Origin of the sequence: Enterobacter cloacae complex sp. S1 (genome assembly GCF_014930525.1) — a bacterium.
GTDB classification, from domain to species: Bacteria; Pseudomonadota; Gammaproteobacteria; order Enterobacterales; family Enterobacteriaceae; genus Enterobacter; species Enterobacter hormaechei_C.
Window position 1 is genome coordinate 76,561 of sequence record NZ_JADBRE010000016.1, and the last position, 17,364, is coordinate 93,924.

General features: G+C 53.1%; 23 protein-coding genes. 17 read left to right on the forward strand and 6 right to left on the reverse strand.

All coding sequences use genetic code 11. The features are described 5' to 3' along the window. Positions 1 to 10: 10 nt before the first annotated feature. The 9 genes from fliJ (at position 11) to fliR (ending at position 5,716) form a co-directional block, all read left to right on the forward strand. Complete coding sequence (gene fliJ, locus IM290_RS11385; RefSeq protein WP_193042588.1) at positions 11 to 442, forward strand: flagellar export protein FliJ; 432 nt, start codon at positions 11 to 13, stop codon at positions 440 to 442. Then, entirely contained in the window at positions 439 to 1,500 is a 1,062-nt protein-coding gene (locus tag IM290_RS11390; protein WP_193042568.1) for a flagellar hook-length control protein FliK, read from the forward strand. Before fliJ ends, IM290_RS11390 begins: the two co-directional genes overlap by 4 nt. 127 nt (positions 1,501 to 1,627) lie before the next feature. After that, a complete protein-coding gene (gene fliL / locus IM290_RS11395; RefSeq protein WP_032669358.1) occupies positions 1,628 to 2,134 on the forward strand; it encodes a flagellar basal body-associated protein FliL in 507 nt (168 codons plus the stop codon). A 5-nt stretch (positions 2,135 to 2,139) separates the two neighbouring features. After that, entirely contained in the window at positions 2,140 to 3,132 is a 993-nt protein-coding gene (fliM, locus tag IM290_RS11400) for a flagellar motor switch protein FliM (protein ID WP_015571613.1), read from the forward strand. A 7-nt stretch (positions 3,133 to 3,139) separates the two neighbouring features. Continuing rightward, positions 3,140 to 3,523, forward strand: a complete 384-nt coding sequence (gene fliN, locus IM290_RS11405; RefSeq protein ID WP_015571612.1) for a flagellar motor switch protein FliN — start codon at positions 3,140 to 3,142, stop codon at positions 3,521 to 3,523. Beyond that, positions 3,523 to 3,918, forward strand: a complete 396-nt coding sequence (gene fliO, locus IM290_RS11410) for a flagellar biosynthetic protein FliO (RefSeq protein WP_015571611.1) — start codon at positions 3,523 to 3,525, stop codon at positions 3,916 to 3,918. Before fliN ends, fliO begins: the two co-directional genes overlap by 1 nt. Continuing rightward, positions 3,915 to 4,658 carry a flagellar type III secretion system pore protein FliP gene (fliP, locus tag IM290_RS11415; protein ID WP_015571610.1) on the forward strand — a complete coding sequence of 248 codons (744 nt, stop codon included), beginning with the start codon at positions 3,915 to 3,917 and terminating at the stop codon, positions 4,656 to 4,658. The genes fliO and fliP overlap by 4 nt, the downstream gene beginning before the upstream one ends. 9 nt (positions 4,659 to 4,667) lie before the next feature. Further along, positions 4,668 to 4,937 carry a flagellar biosynthesis protein FliQ gene (gene fliQ / locus IM290_RS11420; protein ID WP_017692822.1) on the forward strand — a complete coding sequence of 90 codons (270 nt, stop codon included), beginning with the start codon at positions 4,668 to 4,670 and terminating at the stop codon, positions 4,935 to 4,937. Continuing rightward, positions 4,937 to 5,716, forward strand: coding sequence for a flagellar biosynthetic protein FliR (gene fliR, locus IM290_RS11425; protein ID WP_193042569.1), 780 nt, complete (start codon positions 4,937 to 4,939; stop codon positions 5,714 to 5,716). The genes fliQ and fliR overlap by 1 nt, the downstream gene beginning before the upstream one ends. Before the next feature lie 4 nt (positions 5,717 to 5,720). On the opposite strand, the gene IM290_RS11430 is transcribed toward fliR, so the two are convergent. The 3 genes from IM290_RS11430 to IM290_RS11440 all read right to left on the reverse strand — a co-directional run bounded on the left by IM290_RS11430 (position 5,721) and on the right by IM290_RS11440 (position 9,374). Beyond that, positions 5,721 to 6,242: a hypothetical protein gene (locus IM290_RS11430; RefSeq protein ID WP_048974273.1), complete on the reverse strand. Its 522-nt coding sequence runs from the start codon at positions 6,240 to 6,242 to the stop codon at positions 5,721 to 5,723. Continuing rightward, a complete protein-coding gene (locus IM290_RS11435; RefSeq protein WP_226876068.1) occupies positions 6,208 to 7,026 on the reverse strand; it encodes a winged helix-turn-helix domain-containing protein in 819 nt (272 codons plus the stop codon). Before IM290_RS11435 ends, IM290_RS11430 begins: the two co-directional genes overlap by 35 nt. Positions 7,027 to 7,889: 863 nt before the next feature. Beyond that, positions 7,890 to 9,374, reverse strand: coding sequence for a flagellin (locus IM290_RS11440; protein WP_045333977.1), 1,485 nt, complete (start codon positions 9,372 to 9,374; stop codon positions 7,890 to 7,892). Positions 9,375 to 9,685: 311 nt separating this feature from the next. On the opposite strand from IM290_RS11440, the gene fliD reads away from it, so the two are divergent. From fliD to fliT, 3 genes are read left to right on the forward strand one after another with little or no spacing between them, the layout of a single operon-like run. Next, positions 9,686 to 11,188, forward strand: a complete 1,503-nt coding sequence (gene fliD / locus IM290_RS11445; protein WP_193042570.1) for a flagellar filament capping protein FliD — start codon at positions 9,686 to 9,688, stop codon at positions 11,186 to 11,188. A 44-nt stretch (positions 11,189 to 11,232) separates the two neighbouring features. Next, complete coding sequence (fliS, locus tag IM290_RS11450) at positions 11,233 to 11,640, forward strand: flagellar export chaperone FliS (protein ID WP_193042571.1); 408 nt, start codon at positions 11,233 to 11,235, stop codon at positions 11,638 to 11,640. Beyond that, positions 11,633 to 11,941, forward strand: coding sequence for a flagellar protein FliT (gene fliT / locus IM290_RS11455; protein WP_023295285.1), 309 nt, complete (start codon positions 11,633 to 11,635; stop codon positions 11,939 to 11,941). Before fliS ends, fliT begins: the two co-directional genes overlap by 8 nt. Positions 11,942 to 12,057: 116 nt before the next feature. Here fliT and IM290_RS11460 read toward each other — a convergent pair whose 3' ends face one another. From IM290_RS11460 to flgA, 3 genes are all read right to left on the reverse strand, one after another. Then, positions 12,058 to 12,501 (reverse strand): flagella synthesis protein FlgN, encoded by a 444-nt coding sequence (locus IM290_RS11460; RefSeq protein WP_015571603.1) that lies wholly within the window; start codon positions 12,499 to 12,501, stop codon positions 12,058 to 12,060. Positions 12,502 to 12,524: 23 nt separating this feature from the next. Further along, the gene (gene flgM / locus IM290_RS11465) at positions 12,525 to 12,815 is read right to left on the reverse strand and encodes a flagellar biosynthesis anti-sigma factor FlgM (protein ID WP_017692828.1); all 291 of its coding nucleotides are present in this window, start codon (positions 12,813 to 12,815) and stop codon (positions 12,525 to 12,527) included. A 73-nt stretch (positions 12,816 to 12,888) separates the two neighbouring features. Next, positions 12,889 to 13,587 (reverse strand): flagellar basal body P-ring formation chaperone FlgA, encoded by a 699-nt coding sequence (gene flgA, locus IM290_RS11470; protein ID WP_193042572.1) that lies wholly within the window; start codon positions 13,585 to 13,587, stop codon positions 12,889 to 12,891. Between the two features lie 259 nt (positions 13,588 to 13,846). Here flgA and flgB point away from each other — a divergent pair, with 259 nt between their 5' ends. Genes flgB through IM290_RS11495 form a run of 5 tightly spaced genes read left to right on the forward strand, consistent with a single transcriptional unit; the run spans position 13,847 to position 17,363 of the window. Beyond that, a complete protein-coding gene (flgB, locus tag IM290_RS11475; RefSeq protein ID WP_015571600.1) occupies positions 13,847 to 14,257 on the forward strand; it encodes a flagellar basal body rod protein FlgB in 411 nt (136 codons plus the stop codon). Between the two features lie 4 nt (positions 14,258 to 14,261). Next, complete coding sequence (flgC, locus tag IM290_RS11480) at positions 14,262 to 14,666, forward strand: flagellar basal body rod protein FlgC (protein ID WP_193042573.1); 405 nt, start codon at positions 14,262 to 14,264, stop codon at positions 14,664 to 14,666. Between the two features lie 8 nt (positions 14,667 to 14,674). Further along, positions 14,675 to 15,373 (forward strand): flagellar hook assembly protein FlgD, encoded by a 699-nt coding sequence (locus IM290_RS11485; RefSeq protein ID WP_193042574.1) that lies wholly within the window; start codon positions 14,675 to 14,677, stop codon positions 15,371 to 15,373. 28 nt (positions 15,374 to 15,401) lie between these two features. Then, a complete protein-coding gene (flgE, locus tag IM290_RS11490; protein ID WP_015571597.1) occupies positions 15,402 to 16,616 on the forward strand; it encodes a flagellar hook protein FlgE in 1,215 nt (404 codons plus the stop codon). 9 nt (positions 16,617 to 16,625) lie between these two features. After that, the gene (locus IM290_RS11495; RefSeq protein ID WP_015571596.1) at positions 16,626 to 17,363 is read left to right on the forward strand and encodes a flagellar basal body rod protein FlgF; all 738 of its coding nucleotides are present in this window, start codon (positions 16,626 to 16,628) and stop codon (positions 17,361 to 17,363) included. Position 17,364: the final 1 nt, after the last annotated feature.

The following is a 17,364-nucleotide window of genomic DNA, read 5'->3' on the forward strand; positions in this document are numbered from 1 at the left end:
GAATAATCCAATGGTCATGCTGCGTGACATGGCTCAGGAAAAGCTTACGGAGACCACTCGCGCCCTCGGCAGCGTCCAGCAGACGCTTATGGCAGCCGTGGCCCAGCATGAACAGCTTCAGCACTATGAGCGCGAGTACCAGCAATCTTTGCGTCAGGGCTTGCTGGGCAACGGTATGTCGATGGCGGATCTGATTAATCAACAGTCTTTCATTTTGTCACTTAACCAGGTGGTGAAGCAGCACGAATCACATGTTTCCACCTGCGAACAAGCCGTGGATCGGGTCAAAGAGAAGTGGCTACAGAAAAAGCAGCGCCTTAATGCGTTTGAGACGCTCATCGATCGCCGCGAAGCGGCACTGGCTATGGCACAGAGCCGCCAGGAGCAAAAAATGATGGACGAATTCGCCCAGCGTGCCGGACAGAAAAGAGAAAGGCTATGAATATTGATATTACGGCTCTGCTGTCCGGCGGAGCGCCGACGAGAGCAGGCAAAGGAAAACTCATCGGCGAGGATTTTGCTCTCACGCTCGACGACAGGTTGGCGCAGATGGGACTGTTGTTACCTGGGCTGGACGTTCCGGCGCAGCTGTTGAGTCATGAAGGATACCCTCTCCCGCAGCCGGTTTTGCCGCCGGTAGCTGAGCCGGGGGAGAGTGACGACACGCTGGCGGAGGTCAGAATCAGCGCCTCTCCCGGTGATGAAAGCCCGCAATGGCAGCTTCAGCAGATAGTCACCCGCCAGGCGAGGGGCGCTACAGAGGCTTCGACCCTTGCTGATGCGAGTCTGCCACGTGAAGAGGTCGCTGGCGAAAAGGCGCCTTTAACGATCCCTGTTGACGATATTAAGCTGAAGCCCGCCCGACGCGAAGATACCCCTCTCCAGATGCAGGCACAGGCGTTAGGGGGAAAAGCCCCGGACGCCAGCGCCGTGATGCCAGGCTTAACGGCTCATCAGGGAGACGCATCGCAGCACGCTACGTGCGATCCCACGGTTCAGAGCGTCGTGATGGAGCCATCAACGGCGCGACTGGTCAGTCAGCCTGTCTCACAGCAGGTGGTCAACGTCCGTTATCCGCTGGAGTCGCCCGAATGGAAACAGTCGGTGAGCCAACATATTGCCCTGTTCAGCCGCGACAATTTGCACAATGCGGAGATCCGCCTGCATCCTCAGGAGCTGGGCTCATTGCATATCTCTTTGCGCGTGCAGCAGGACCAGGCGCAGATCCATATCGTCAGCGAACATGCCCAGGTGCGGCAGATGATGGAGACTGCTCTACCGCACCTGCGGGCGGCTTTAGCGGAAACCGGGCTTCAGTTGGGCCAGGCGAGCGTGAGCCCCGATCGACCACATACTGGCGGTGGCGAGCAGGGACGTCATCCTTCCGGAGAGCAGCATACCGCTCAAGGCGCAGATAACGTGTTCGTGGATGAAGACACTGTGGCGGAATTATTAACATCGACGCAAGGAAATATATACGGCATTAACACTTTTGCCTGAATTGCTGAATTGCCGACAGGAATGAAATTTTATCTCCTGATTATTCTGCTGATTAAATGGACTACAATGTCCGCCGTATTTATCGAGGGGCAGGTTGCTGCCTCTCTTATTTTATTGGGTTTACGTAATGGGTAACAAAAATAAAAATGCTGCGGCTCGCGGAGGGTCGCGCTCGCTTCTGTTAATACTAATGTTTCTGATTGCCCTCGCAGCCTGCGGTTTTTCAGGCTATCTGTTCTGGTCGATGAAATATGCACACGTGCAGACGGACAACAATTCGAGAAGTGAGCACGAAGCCCCGGCGGTACAGCAAGTTGAACCGTTATACGTGTCGATGAATACCTTTACCGTTAGCCTGACCCCGACACAGCACGAGTCGGATCGCGTGCTCTACATTGGTCTGTCCGTACGACTTGGCGATACGTCGTCCGTACAGGTGCTTGAGAAATTCCTGCCGGAATATCGCAGCCGATTGTTTATGCTGCTTTCTCAGCAAACGTATGAAACGCTCTCAACGGATGAAGGTAAACGCCAGCTGATTAGCAACATCAATAATGAGCTTAAAAAACCGCTGGCGTTCAACAAAAAGATTAACGTCACTGACGTTTTGATTAATGAATTTATTCTGCGGTAAACACAATGGCTGATAGTTTTTTATCACAGGATGAGATCGATCGCCTGCTCAATGCTGATACGGAGAGTCCCGATGACCTCCATGGAAGCATGGGAGATGCGGGGATAAAACCTTACGATCCAAATACTCAGCGACGCGTGATTCGCGAGCGGCTTCATTCTCTGGAAATTATTAACGAACGTTTTGCCCGTCAGTTCAGGATGGGGCTATTTAACCTGCTGCGCCGCAGTTCAGATATTACGGCGGGAAATATCAAGATCCAGCCGTATCATGAGTTTGCCCGCAATTTACCGGTGCCAACTAACCTGAACCTGCTGCACCTTAATCCCCTGCGTGGGACCGCGCTGATGGCATTCTCCTCCGGTCTGGTATTTATGGCCGTGGATAACCTGTTCGGCGGAGACGGGCGTTTCCCGACGAAGGCAGACGGGCGGGAATTTACCCCAACCGAGCAGCGGGTGATCCACCGTATGCTGACAATGGCACGCGAGGCGTATGAGTTTGCCTGGGGCTCTATTTATAAAATTAAGACGGAATACATTCGTTCAGAGATACAGGTGAAATTTACCAATATTACCTCTTCGCCAAACGATGTTGTTGTCACCACGCCTTTCTCCGTGGAAATCGGCTCGCATCGCGGGGAGTTCAATATTTGTATTCCCTTCAGCACGATAGAGCCTCTACGTGAACTGTTAAGCAATCCGCCAATGGATAATTCGCGCCATGAGGATTCTGAGTGGCGCAGCATGCTGGCAAGCCAGATGCGTGAAACCGAGCTGGAGCTGGTGGCGCAATTTGCCGACATCAACACGCGGTTGTCAAACGTCATGAAGATGAAAAAAGGCGACATTATCCCACTGGATAAGCAGGAGTTTATAGAAGCGAACGTCGGCAGCGTGCCGGTATTTACCGCGAAATATGGCTCTGTAAATAATCAATATGCTCTGAAGGTCGATCGGATGAATCAGCCAGCATTAAAATCTTTCAATAAGGAGTGATTTCCCCATGAGCGACATGAATAACTCGTCGGGATCTGAAGATAAGTCTATGGACAATCTTTGGGGTGAGGCGCTGAACGAGCAGAACGCTGCGGGAAGTACAGAGCAAACGGCGGTTCCTCAGTTTTCTGAAGAGATGAACCTGATTCTGGATATCCCTGTCAAAATGACCGTTGAGCTGGGCCGCACAAAAATGACTATCAAGGAGCTGCTGCGCTTAAGCCAGGGCTCGGTGGTTTCGCTTGACGGTCTGGCGGGTGAGCCGCTTGATATTCTGATCAATGGTTACCTTATTGCCCAGGGCGAAGTGGTGGTCGTGTCCGATAAATTCGGGATTCGTATTACCGATATCATTACCCCATCCGAGCGAATGCATCGCCTGAGCCGCTAATGAACGCAGTACAACCTCCTTTTGCCGCAGGGAGCACGAACGTGCTCTCTGGCGGGGCAATCGCGCTATCGGTTATCGGTACGCTCATGCTCATTATTATGCTGATGGTACTGCTGGCGTGGATCGCTCGCCGCAGCGGGTTGGCGCGTTGCACCCGCGAAAGCCAGGCTGCGGTATCGCTGGTGGCAAGTAAACCTCTCGGCTCGCGCGAACGGCTGGTGGTGGTTGACGTGGGCGAACAGCGTCTGGTGCTGGGTGTTACCCCAACCCACATTAGCTGTCTTACCGTACAGGTTAGGCCAGAGGTGCCTGAGCAGGCGACTCCTTCAGCGGCTTTCCCCGCCATGCTGGATAACTTTCTTCATAAATACCGTTCGGGTGGTGAGCAAAAATGAACCGTCTGTTGATTGCCCGTGCTGCGACGGGTGTTGGTCTGCTGCTGCCCGTCGCCTCTGCGCTCGCCGCTAACGGCGACATTACGCTGGCCAGCTCGCCGGGGAGCGCTGGCTGGACGCTACCCATCCAGACGCTATTGTTGCTCAGTGGATTCACGTTCATCCCTGCGGTACTGCTGATGATGACTGGCTTTACGCGTATCGTTATCGTGCTGGGATTGATGCGCAACGCGCTTGGTACGCCGACCGCACCGCCAAATCAGGTATTAGTGGGACTGGCTCTGTTTTTGACCTTTTTTGTGATGTCGCCAGTGCTCAACCAGATCTATGAACAGGCATGGCAGCCGTTGCAGGCCAATAAAATCACCATGGAAACGGCCCTGAAGGAAGGCGTAAAACCGCTGCGGGCCTTTATGCTTGAGCAGACGCGTGAAGCCGATCTGGCGATGTTTGCCCGCATTGCTAAAACGCCGACCCTTACCGGCCCGGAGGACGTGCCGTTGAGTATTCTGGTGCCTTCCTTCGTCACCAGCGAGCTGAAAACCGCCTTCCAGATTGGTTTTACCATCTTTATTCCGTTTTTGATTATTGATTTGGTGGTGGCCAGCATTCTGATGGCGCTGGGGATGATGATGGTTCCGCCAGCGACAATTGCGCTGCCTTTTAAGCTGATGCTGTTCGTACTCGTGGATGGCTGGCAGCTGCTGGTCGGTTCGCTTGCACAAAGCTTTTACTCATAGGAGCCTGATATGACCCCCGAAAGCGTCATGGTATTGGGCATGGAAGCTATCAAGGTTGGGCTAATGATTGCGGGGCCGCTGTTGCTGGTCGCGCTGGCAACCGGTCTGATTATCAGTATTCTTCAGGCCGCAACGCAGGTGAACGAAATGACCATGACCTTTATCCCTAAAATCCTGATGATCGTGGGTGTCGGCGTACTGCTCGGTCCGTGGATGATGAAAATCTTTATTGAATACACGCGCATGTTGTTCGCCAGCATTCCTTACGCCATCGGCTAATGATTTTTAATCTTCCCCTTGAGCAGCTTTACGCCCTGATAAGCCATTACTTTTTGGTCATGGTGCGTATCTCGGCGCTTCTGCATGTTGCGCCAGTATTTAGCGAAAAAGCGATCAGCGCCCGCCTGCGTGCGGCATTGGCCTTAACCCTCGCGCTGCTGCTGGGCGGGCTGGTTTCTGACGCGGATATAGGACTTTACTCCTGGGCGGGCGTCTGGACGATGGCTAAGCAGGTGCTCATCGGCGCCGCGATGGGGCTGACGATGCAACTGCTGTTTGCCGCCGTTCGCCTGGCGGGCGAGATCATTGGAATGCAGATGGGACTCTCGTTTGCCACCTTCTTCGACCCGGGCAGCGGTAACAGCCCGGTGATCGCTCGCCTGCTAAACATGCTGGCGATGCTGCTCTTTCTGGTGTTTAACGGCCATCTGTGGTTGCTTTCGCTGCTTGCAGAGACATTCGAGGCTCTCCCCATTAACTCAGAACCGCTGCATGCTGGCGGGATGTTTTACCTCGTTAATCATGCCGGACTCATCTTCAGTCAGGGACTGATCCTGGGCCTCCCGGTGATAGCCCTGCTGCTGAGCATAAACATGGTGCTTGCGCTGCTAAACCGACTTACCCCGCAGCTCTCGATCTTTGTAATAGGGTTCCCGCTCACGCTGACCTTTGGCATGCTGGCACTGTTGCTCATCGACGAAACGCTGGCTCCATTTTTTGAACGTCTTATGAGCCACGGCTTCGAGATCCTGAGCGGGTTACTACAGGCGCTGGTTTGAGGGCTTAATTCGTGCAGGCTATCCGTACTACCGTCTCCGTTCCCGATGCCAGGATGCTGTTTTCCAGCAAATAGAGGGAACTGGTGGAGGTTTCGCCGCTCTTAAGCTGCGGAAAAATATAATCCGTCACCTCTTTTTCGTTGCTTTGATCGCCCAGCCGACGGGCGTGGCTAAGCATCGTCAGATGCAGCAGGTTGCCGGAGAAGGACATGGTATAATTCACGCTGCGCTGTACGGGTGAAGCTTGCCCTACGCGTTTTCCGTCCTGAAAATGGCGGATGTTACCGATATAGGTCGTGTGTCCCTCATGAAGTCCATCGCGGTATGAGCGATAAATTCCTCGCGCCAGCGTCACGTTGTTTTCGTCCTTGATAGTGTAAAACGAGGCTGGGGCAAAGCACGTCTGTTTCAGCGGCGACGTGGCGATCGTGTACCCGATTGTTAACGCTAAACCTGTCATCAGGCCGCCAGCAAAGAGGATCTGCGGGCGTTTAATAAAGATGAAAATAGAACGATTCACAGTCATTCTTTTGCTCCTGAATGGGTTTTTGACAGGCAATAACTGCCTGATATTTATCTATCTTTCCCGTGCCGGTAGTGATGTATAAAATTTTACCCGGTCTGTAATGGACGCGTCTTTCCAGCACATATTCGCTATAGGTGTGCAGCGTTGCCTGGATAAGTTCTGTTTGGCTTATTCGGTTTTTTTGCACCATCACGATATGGCCGGGGGGGATCCCTTCTCCCTGCCAGAGGATAAACTCGATACTCTGCGGGCTGGGGACAAACGCATTTTTGACGGACAAGGCAATAAGAATACCGATCAGCATGCCGCAGACCGCGAACGCAGCGCTTCGCAAAAGCCTTTTTCGACGCGGTGCTGGCGTAGCGGAGGGGGGAGAAGGCGTAGCCTCCACCGGCATTTCAGGCGGCTGTGGTGGGGGGAGGATCTCAACGCTTTCAGCCGAGGGTTCCGGCGGGCTCTCTTCACGAATAATCAGGCGATAGCCGCTTCGCGTTACGGCAACCAGCGCAATAGCATCCTGCAACTCTAGCGAGGCCAGCGCTCGTCGAAGCTTGTTCACCATAACGCGCACGCTATTATCCGTGACCTCAACGCCAGCGCTACGCCAGCCGATATCCATTAACTGTTCCTGAGACAAAATTTGTCCCTGCGCTTCCACCAGGGCGGCAAGGCAGAGGCAGGCGCTGGCAGGCAGCGTCACGCACTCGCCGTCGCGCGTTCGTGTTAGTAACCTCGTGTGTAAATCCAGCGTCACTAACGATCCAATCGCAATGTAATTGACCATAATATCTTGATACTTCGTAATGAAAGATAAGGTGAATTGAATGGGTATTTATGTTAATTGGGTAAAGTCTTTTCGTTAACAATGCGCAACAAGTTCGGGCTACCTAAGGCTTATATCGCAACTATTCGCTGATCGCTAAAGGTAAATTTCAACGATATTAATGTTATTAATGCCGATGTTAAAAATGGCCAGGCCTCGGTTGGCGTATTTGTGTGATAAATAAAGTAAATGCCCTCCCATTTTGATGCGCATGCGGTGATTCCTCTCGCTGAACCTGGCGGCACGATAGCAGTGGGGTGACGCTTATATTCCTATTTTTCTGAGGCTTAGTACGTGAAGGGCAATGACTGACGGGCATTTGCTGACTGCTCAAGTTAGATAAGCTAAACGCTTAAAAATGTATAAGTAACAGGAGGGAATTTCTCCTTTTGCACGCTGTGCAGCGAAAACGATTTTAACATTAAATATCGGCAGTCGCTATAAATGAGTTGGTTAATTTTATCTCACTGGTCATATCATTTAAACAATGTTGAGATGAGCTGTTTAGCGGAAGGTTGCGTTCATAATAAATAAACGAGATGCGTTCGTTCTTTCATTTCGTATTCAATGGCCCTTTACGCATGCTATTTATGGTCGATTACCGATTGTCTCCAAATAGGATAAACGCGTTTTTATATTGTTTTGCGAGACCTTTTTAACCATATTATTTGTAATGTTTTTGGTTGGTTGTGACTTGCCTGACAGACGGTCAGGGCAGGGGAGAAGGATTGAGGACGATTAGCGAGGTTCAAAACGAAAAAAGCCCTCCGACAGGGAGGGCTAACGCGCAATAAATACGCGTAAAATGTTGAGGCTTTTCGGGATTAGCGCAGCAGGCTCAGAACGTTCTGAGGTACCTGGTTAGCCTGGCTCAGAACGGATACGCCGGCCTGTTGCAGGATGTTAGAACGGCTCATTGCGGACACTTCCACGGAGAAGTCAGCATCCTGGATACGGGAGCGGGCTTCGGTGGTGTTGATAACAGTGGTGTTCAGGTTCGCGATGATAGAGCTGAAACGGTTCTGAATCGCACCCAGGTCAGCCTGGAAGTTAGTCACTTCGGTCAGGGCTGCATCCAGGTTACCCAGCAGGTCGTCGGCTGCGGCAGCGTTAGCGGCGGTGTTGATGAACGCGGAGTTCGCTGCGCCTGCATCCGCGACGGTAGGGGCAGTTGCGTTATCTGCGAAGGTCAGCTCTTTCACCACGGTGTTACCGCTTGCGTCGGTGCTCTGCGCGAAGTATTTGGTGTTTGCACCGTCTTTCACGGAGAACAGCTGCATGTTGCTGTCAGCAGCGTCAGCGCCAAAGGCCGCGTTGGAGATCTCGTCCAGTTTAGCCTGATCCAGCGTCACTTCAGAACCATCCTGAGCTTTGAAGGTCGCGCCTTCTTTCAGCTTAGTGGCATCGCTCAGCGTAGATGGACCGTTCAACAGGATATCGGCATCCAGCGCGTTGACTTCCGTTACGGCGCCAGCAGGTACAGCACCGTCAATGATCGCATTGCCAGCACCATCATCCTTGAAGGTGATGGCAGAGGTGTCCAGTTTAAACATTTTGTCGGCAGTTTTATCGTAAGCGAAAGCTTCACCATCAGCTACGTACAGCTCGACGTCGCCTGCTGCTGCGCCCACTGCCGTTTCAATTGCGGTGATGTCAGCTGCGTCAACTTTCCAGTTACCGGCAGCAGTGCTGATACCCGTATCGTCGCCCGCTGCTTTCGCAGTGGCTGCCTTGGTGTACTGGCTGGTGGCGCCCGCAGAGCCGGCAATTTTATCGAATGCAGCAGTGAAGCCGTCCAGACCCAGAGAGTCGATGTCCAGTTTCTTCAGATCGATGTCGATGGTCTGGCCATCTTTGTCGCCAATCTGGATGGTCAGTTTATCTTTGGAGCCATCGAGAACGTTAACGCCGTTGAAGTTGGTGGTTTCAGAAATACGTTTGATTTCGTCCAGACGTGCAGAGATCTCTTTTTTAATGGAGTCACGGTCGTCAGAGGAGTTAGTACCGTTTTTTGCCTGAACGGTCAGTTCACGGATACGCTGTAAGTTCTCGGTTACTTCTTCCAGCGCGCCCTCGGTGGTCTGCGCCAGGGAGATACCATCGTTGGCGTTACGTGCTGCCTGGGTCAGGCCGCGGATAGAAGAGGTGAAGCGGTTAGAGATCGCCATACCTGCTGCATCATCTTTCGCACTGTTGATACGCAGACCGGAAGAGAGACGCTGAATTGCAGTACCCAGAGAAGTCTGAGATTTGTTCAGGTTGTTCTGAGCCATCAAGCTCAATGCGTTAGTATTAATGACCTGGGCCATATCAATATCCTTTTTAAATAAAGTAACGACGGCATTCGCCAGTTAAATATGCGATGTCTGTTGCGCATACTGAATTAATCGGATGAAAAAGAAATGACTAAATTATTTTTTCATAATTTTTTATATTCCAGAAAAAGCATTCACAAGTGATGGCAATTCTCCCGATTACCTCAGTCAATAGCCTGATAAGCGTGTAAGAGTGTATTAATGTGGTGGTTTCGTTGTCGCCTGAACTGTAAAAAATTAAACTTTATGGCCGAAACCCCGATGATATCGCTATATCTATCTTCACTGTAACAGGAATACAAATCATGGCTTCGTTCTCTATGTCAGGCCTCGGCGGCTCCGGGTTAGATATTGAAAGTATGATTTCGCAGCTCCAGGTAGCTGAGAATAAAAAATTAAACCCCTATTTGCAGAAGCAGAGCAATTATGAAGGACAAACTTCCTCCTGGGGTAAAATCTCCAGCAGTCTGGATGCGGTGAAAACGGCGCTGAAAAAACTGGAGGATGAAGGGTTCAACGGGGTCAGCATTGGCACCAACAAGGCATTTAACGCAACGGCAGGTAAGGGAGCGATCCCGAATAGTTACTCGGTCCAGGTTGAGCAGTTAGCAAAAGCCAATAAAGTGGGGACGGCACCGCAAAATGCGAACGACACCCAGCTGGGTGACGGCGCCGGTCCGCGTACGGTGACCATCACCGCAGGCAAAGGCAAGCCGATGGAGGTGGAGCTGAAAGATGATGAAACCTCTCTGGTACAGATTGCTAAAAAAATTAATGCTAAAAATGGCGATGTTACCGCGACGGTAATGCCTGCCGAAGATGGCAAATATCAGCTGGTCGTGACGTCGAAAAAGACCGGCGAAGATGGCGAAATTAGCATCAGCGTAAGCGGCGACAGTAAGCTGTCAAAAGTGCTGGATTACGACCCGGCAGTCACGCCGGGGGCAGATAATGCCCGGGAGATTACGCCGGCGCAGAATGCCATTGTCTACGTTGATGGTACGAAGATTGAACGCAGCTCCAATACCATTTCTGACGCCATTGACGGGATCACCCTCGATCTGCGCGAGGTCTCAGAAAAAGATCCTGACGACGCATCAAAACTGAAATCAGAAACACTGTCGATCACCGCCGATACCTCTAAGGTTAAAAGCCTGATTGAAGAGTTTGTGAATGTCTATAACGCCTATCTTAGCGCGGCATCCAGCGCCAGTGCATACAACGAACCGGAAAAGACGACCGGCGATGAACTGCCGCAGGCCAATGCGTCAAACGGCGCGCTTTTCGGTGACGGTACCCTGCGCCGTTTGACCAGCCAGATGAAGTCCGCTGTCGCCGGGAGCTATGGCGATGCCGACGATCTGTACAAATCTCTGGGTGCGCTCGGTATTGAGGTGAAGTTCAACGAAACCAAACCCGGCGAGGAGCGTACCGGGACCCTGGGCATACTCACCATCGACAATAAAAAGCTCGACGAAGCGCTGAAGAAAAATCCAAAGGAAGTGGAAGCTCTGTTTTTAGGCACCGGCTCAACGGGCGGGATCAAGGATCGCATGGAGGAGGTGTTCACCACCTATCTGGGCGATAACGATTCGATCCCGAAGGTTGAAGGGGCAATCTCCACCGCTCTCAAGGGGGTAAAGGAACAAAATACCCGCGTTGAAAAACAGATAGCCCGCATGCAGGAACGCATTCAGGACAGCCTTGACCGCAGCCGTAAGGAATTCCAGCGTCTCGACCAGGCCCTGACGCAAATGAACAGTACGAGCCAGCAGCTTCAGTCCGCGCTGCTTGGGATCATGGGTTAAACTTAACGCATCCGGGCAGGCCAACTGCCCGGCAGGAACCGAAGATGTACACCAAAACGGGCAACAGCGCCTATTCCTCCGTCTCTCTGGACAGCCAGATTGCTGGCGCCACCCCGCACCAGCTCATCGTTTTGCTCTACGACGGAGCAATCAATGCCATGCGTCGCGCCGAGATCTACTTCCAGTCTGGAAACATCGCTCGCCGGGGTGAGATGATCTCCCGTGCAATCAACATTATTGATAATGGCCTGCGCGCCGGGCTTAACCATGAGGTTGGGGGACAGATTGCCGCCGATCTGGAGCGACTGTACGAGTATATTTCGCGCTCTCTGCTGGAAGCGAACCTTAATAAGTCCGGGGAAATGCTCCCGCATCTTATCTCACTGATGGTGGATATGGCCGAGACGTGGAAAGCCATCGACCCACAGGTGCGTCAGGTGAAGCATGGCTGATAAACTCACGCGGCAAATCGCCCTGATGTTGCAGAGTAACGAACGTCTACAGCAGTTAGCAGACGAGGAGGCGTGGGAGTACTTTAATGAAGAGGTTGCAGCCTACGCCCGGGGTATGCAGGCGCTCTGTGAGTTCAATCTCTCGCCGCTTGCTGAAGACGTCCGCGCACAGCTTGCGCAGCTTCTTGCCCAGGACGAACGTCTGCGCCAGCGGATGTCTGTCCGGCTAGGTCATCTCAGCAATAACATTTCTGCTCTACTTAAATCAAACGCGTCTGCCCAGGCATACCACACTGTCTGACGCTCCCGCCCCTGAAGGCGGGAGCGTGTCCCGCCTCAATCCCTCTGCAAGATGACGTTAGCGCGTAAAAAAAGCCCGCCATGGGCGAGCTCGGTTACGGGTAAGCAAGAGGCGAATCAGATGCTGATATTGTATTTACGACCCGCAGGTGCCTGGCTGGATTCCCCGGCGGGGCCGTAGAGCGTGTTGGCGTGACCCACGCGGTCTACCACCTTCTGCATATATTGATTCTTCTTCATATGGTTTTGCAGAAGCGTTTCGACCTGCGCGTTCAGCGTTTTGGTGCTTTGCACCCGTTCTCTGATCAGCTTCCAGCTGGTGAACAGCCTGCTGTGATGGTGATAGGGCGCCTGAAGGGCGGAAAGCTGTTCCTGCTGGAGACGCATTTCATCATAGTACTGAATCGACGAAAGCAATTGGCTTTTATTATCCGATAATACCTGTAGCGAAACGGGATTTATTTGTACGCGGCTGAGCTGATTGACCTCTTCAATCATGATGGCTTCCAGCTCGTCCAGGGACGTTTTCATTTGCGTCAGTATCGGGTACAGCTTATCCATAATGTTAAAAAATCCTGCCGTTATTAATACTCAAAAATATGTCGCACCAGCGCCTGAGCAATTTTCTCTGGCTCGATAGTGAGTTCCCCGGAGGCCATTGCGGCACGGATCTTATCCACCCGAGCATAATCCACGTCACGGCTGTCATCGGTCTGAATTTTTTTTGTCAGCGCGCTCAGGGTCACTTCGGTTTTGTTTCCGCGCGCTTCGCCCGTCGCGACACTATTTTCCTGAGTAGTGCCGCGTGTACGCAGTTCCTGTCCGCCAGCCAGATTGCCAATCGGTGCGGTGGGTTGGGTGCTTTCGATGCTCATGTTTATCCTCGCCAGTAATCGTTACTGCTCTTGCCTATACACTAGTCTTCGGAAATACACGAAAAAACTAAAATTATTGTTCTAAAAAAATTGTCACGGCTCCGTCACGACCCACTTTTCCCGTAACGTTACGTCCACCCGTGGTTTTCACGCGCAGCGTATCGTCAACCGCCGCGTTGTTTAGCGCTTTGCCCTGGCTGCGGATAAAGAAACCCGGTCCCGACATGACCAGTTCTACCGTCTGCCCGGCGCGAAGACGCCACTGCTGGCGCAGCTGCTTTTGCAGCACCGGTTTGCCCGCGGAAAGGGGGCGCAAAAGGCGTTGGCCGACAATGTCCCTCGCCTCAAACATTAGCCCAACGGGCAAATCGTCTATGCTGCCGGTCATGGGAGTAATATCGCCCTGCTGCACAATTTCCCCGCCCTTCAGACTATGACTGGCGACCCAGAAGGTTCCCTGGGCGCTAATGCTAAACGGCAGATAGAACTTACGCATGCCGCAGCGCGCCACTGCGGTGCGTTTGCCGGTGAGGCGGTCATCATGCCCGGCCAGGCTCAGGTCAGGATTTTCGCACACCGCTGATAGCTGTCCGGGCGAGGCCAGCAGCGTAACGGTACGAACGATATTGCCTGGATTTTCCGTGAGCTTAACCAGCGCCTCCAGTTTCTGCACTAATCGAAGTTTCGCCGTTGTCTCGGATGGCACGCTGGCATACAGCGGGCTAGCGAAAAGGAGCGTTACCAGCGTTACGCGTAATAATGGAAGCTTCATCTTGTTGCCTTATTGTAAAACCAGTAAAGTAAACGGGTATGCTTATTCTGACTAAATTATATACGTGATAGAAACGCTTTTATTGCGTTAAATAATGACACTTCTGCTGCCGTTTTCATGAATCAGTTCCGCATGTTTTAAATATCTATCTTAATTTCGCTAATAGCGCCTATTTCTGTCAGGTCTTTGCAGTGTGATATTTCATCAGCGCTGTCTACACTATCGCGGTTTATATAAAGCAAGGCAGAGGCCAGAGTGCATGATGAATAAACTTGACGATGCGTTTCGCTTCCAACAGCAAGCGTTAGGTCTGCTCTCGCGTCGGCAGGAAGTCCTGGCATCGAATATTGCGAATGCCGATACGCCAGGCTATCAGGCGCGAGATATTGATTTTTCTCAGCAACTTAAAAATGCGTTAGGGAATAAACCTGCATCAGGGCCTGTCACAATGGCTTTAACGTCCAGCAAGCATATGCAGGGTAAAAAAATGCCTTTTGATGATGCTCAGTTGCTATATCGCGTACCGGATCAACCAAGTGCTGATGGTAACACCGTGGATATGGACCGCGAGCGAGTTAATTTCGCGGATAACGCCATGAAATATCAATCGAGCCTGACATTCCTCGGTGCAGATATTAAGAAAATGATGACGGTAGTCAGTCAGGGGTAAATAAATGTCGTTATTTAGCGTATTTGATATTTCAGGCTCGGCGATGGCCGCGCAGTCAAAACGTCTCAACGTGAGTGCCAGCAATATGGCGAACGCAGACAGCGTTGCCGGACCGGACGGACAGCCTTACCGCGCCCGTCAGGTCATGTTTGAAGCGGACACCTCTGCCAGCCAGGGCATCGGCGGCGTCAGAGTCAGCGACGTAGTGGAAAGTACAGCCCCCGATCGCCTGGTCTATGAGCCCGGTAATCCGCTGGCGGACGAACAGGGATATGTACGCATGCCTAACGTCAACGTGGTCAATGAGATGGTCAATACCATTTCCGCCTCACGCAGTTATCAGGCAAATGTGGAGGTGATGAACTCCGCCAGGGCCCTGATGCAGAAAACCTTAACCCTTGGTCAGTAAGGCAGGATATGACAGTTTCAACGGTAAACGACACCAGCGGCAATACCAGCACCTACGGCACGGGCAGCAGTGCAGCCGACCTCTCCGAGCAGTTTATGAAGCTGCTGGTTGCACAGATGCAAAACCAGGACCCGACTAACCCGATGGATAACAACCAGCTGACCTCCCAGCTGGCACAGTTCAATACCGCCGCGGGAGTGGAAAAACTCAACGCATCTGTCGGCAACGTTCAGGCGCTTATGGCGCAGTTGGGCAGTATGAGCGCCGCCTCCTGGGTTGGCCGTGGGGTACTGATCGAGGGCGATCCGAAAGTCGCCTTTGGTGACGCCACGCAGCCACTGGACGGGGAGGAGAAGCCATCAGACAGCTTTAGTTTCCTGTTATCGGGCGATGCAGAAACGGTCACCGTCACGCTGACGGATGATGAAGGCAATGCCTATACGGCGCAGCTGAAGGACGTGAAATCCGGTGTGAAGACTTACACCCTCGACGATCTGGAAAACTTCCAGCCGGAGCCGGGGCCGCCTCAGGACAGGGAATACACGCTCTCCTTTGAGGCGAAAAATCCGGAAGGCGATAACCCGGAAATATCCGGCCTGATTCAGGAGCAGGTGTCTGGCGTCACGATGACGGCCTACGGCGCGGTACTGCACCTGCTCAATCATGACTCCATCACCATGGGCGAAGTGGTTGTTATCCAAAAATAGCGAATAATTTACTCTCTGGAACTTCAATATGAGCTTTTCACAAGGTCTTAGCGGCCTCAATGCAGCCGCCAAAGCGCTGGACGTGGTTGGAAACAATATCGCCAACTCCCAAACAGCAGGTTTTAAAGCAGGCTCCGTGGCCTTCGCCGACATCTTCGCCGGAACGACGGGTCTCGGGGTTCAGGTTGCGGGCGTGACCCAGAACTTCGGCGACGGTGGCCTCACGGCGGGCAATAGCTCGCTGGATATGGGCTTACAGGGAAAAGGATTTTTCCGCATGGTGAGCGAAGGTGGCGCCGTCTATTACGGACGTAACGGCCAGTTTAAGCAGGATCAGAACGGCAATATCATCAACAGCACCAATGGATTGTACCTGACCGGCTACCAGGCGACCGGTACGCCGCCGACAATCGCCCCTGGCGCACCGGTAGGACCCATTCGTATACCGACGGAAGACATGCCCCCCGCGGCGTCCACCGCCGGATCCCTTACGGGTAACCTGAAGTCAGATGACACCACCATCATCACCGACTCGTTCGATTATAGCGATCCGAAAACCTACAACTACCAGAGCCAGATTGAGGCGACCGACACGCTGGGCAATAAACACACCGTAAAGGTCTACTTCGTGCAGACCGCGGCAGGCGAGTGGAAAGCTTACGCGCGCGATGAAACCGCGCCCGGCACGCCTGATGTGACCTCCCTGGATTTAAAGTTCGATAGCAACGGCAATATGGACACGGCGGCGATGGCCAGTACCAAAATGACCATTAACGGGGCCGCGTTTAATGGCTCCGCGCCGCTGAGTATCGACATGGATCTTTCCAGCTTGACCCGCCGGGCCACCGATAGCCTCGTGAAAGTTGACACCATCGACGGTCAGGCCCCGGGTAAATATCAGAGCTTTGTTATTGGCGACAGCGGAGAAGTGGTCGCGACCTACAGTAACGGTCAGCGTCAGACCGTGGCACAAATCGTACTGGCTGATTTCGCCAACAGCGGTGGGCTGGCGGCTGAAGGTAATAACGTCTGGAGCGAAACGCCGCAGTCCGGCCAGCCTTTCCTTGGTACTTCCGGCTCCGGCAGCTTCGGTACGATTAACGGGAATATGCTTGAGCAGTCTAACGTCGATCTGGGTCAGGAGATGGTCAATATGATTGTCTACCAGCGTAACTACCAGTCGAATTCGCAAACCATCAAAACCCAGTCTGAGCTACTCCAGACGCTGGTTAACCTGCGATAAGGGCGGCGGATGGATCGCGCAATATATACCGCATTGAGTGCTGCCAACGCGGCGCTCAACCGCCAGGCCGTGACGTCGAACAATATGGCTAACAGCGCCACGGCGGGCTTTCGTGCTCAACTGGCCGCGTTTCGCGCTGTGCCGGTTGAGGGGCAGACCCTGAAAACTCGCGCGCTGGTAGCGGAATCGACGCCGTATAACGACGACACCATGGGACCGATTACCCACACCGGACGCAGTCTCGACGTTGCACTTCCGCAGAACGGCTGGCTGGCGGTAGCCTTGCCAGACGGTAGTGAAGGGTACACCCGTAACGGCGGCATTGAGATCGATCGGGACGGCGCATTGCAGGTTGGCGGGAAGCCGCTGATGGGCGATGGCGCACCGCTGGTGGTTCCTCCCCATTCGCAGATCACCATTGCGGAGGACGGTACCGTCTCTGCACTTGGCGCGGGTGATGAGCCAACGGCCGTCGTGCCGGTCGGAAGACTGAAAATGGTTAATGCTCCCATGAGCACCCTGATCCACGGCGACGATGGGCTGTTTCGCCCGGCGGCGGGCAATGCGTTGCCCCAGGATGACGCCATGCGTCTGAGTCCTGAATCCCTTGAGGGAAGTAACGTGAGCCCGGTGAAGGCCATGACGGAGATGATCGCCACCGCACGCAGCTTCGAGATGAACATGAAGGTGATCCGCACCGCGGATGAAAACGCGCAAAAGGCCAACCAGCTATTAAGCGTGGGCTAAC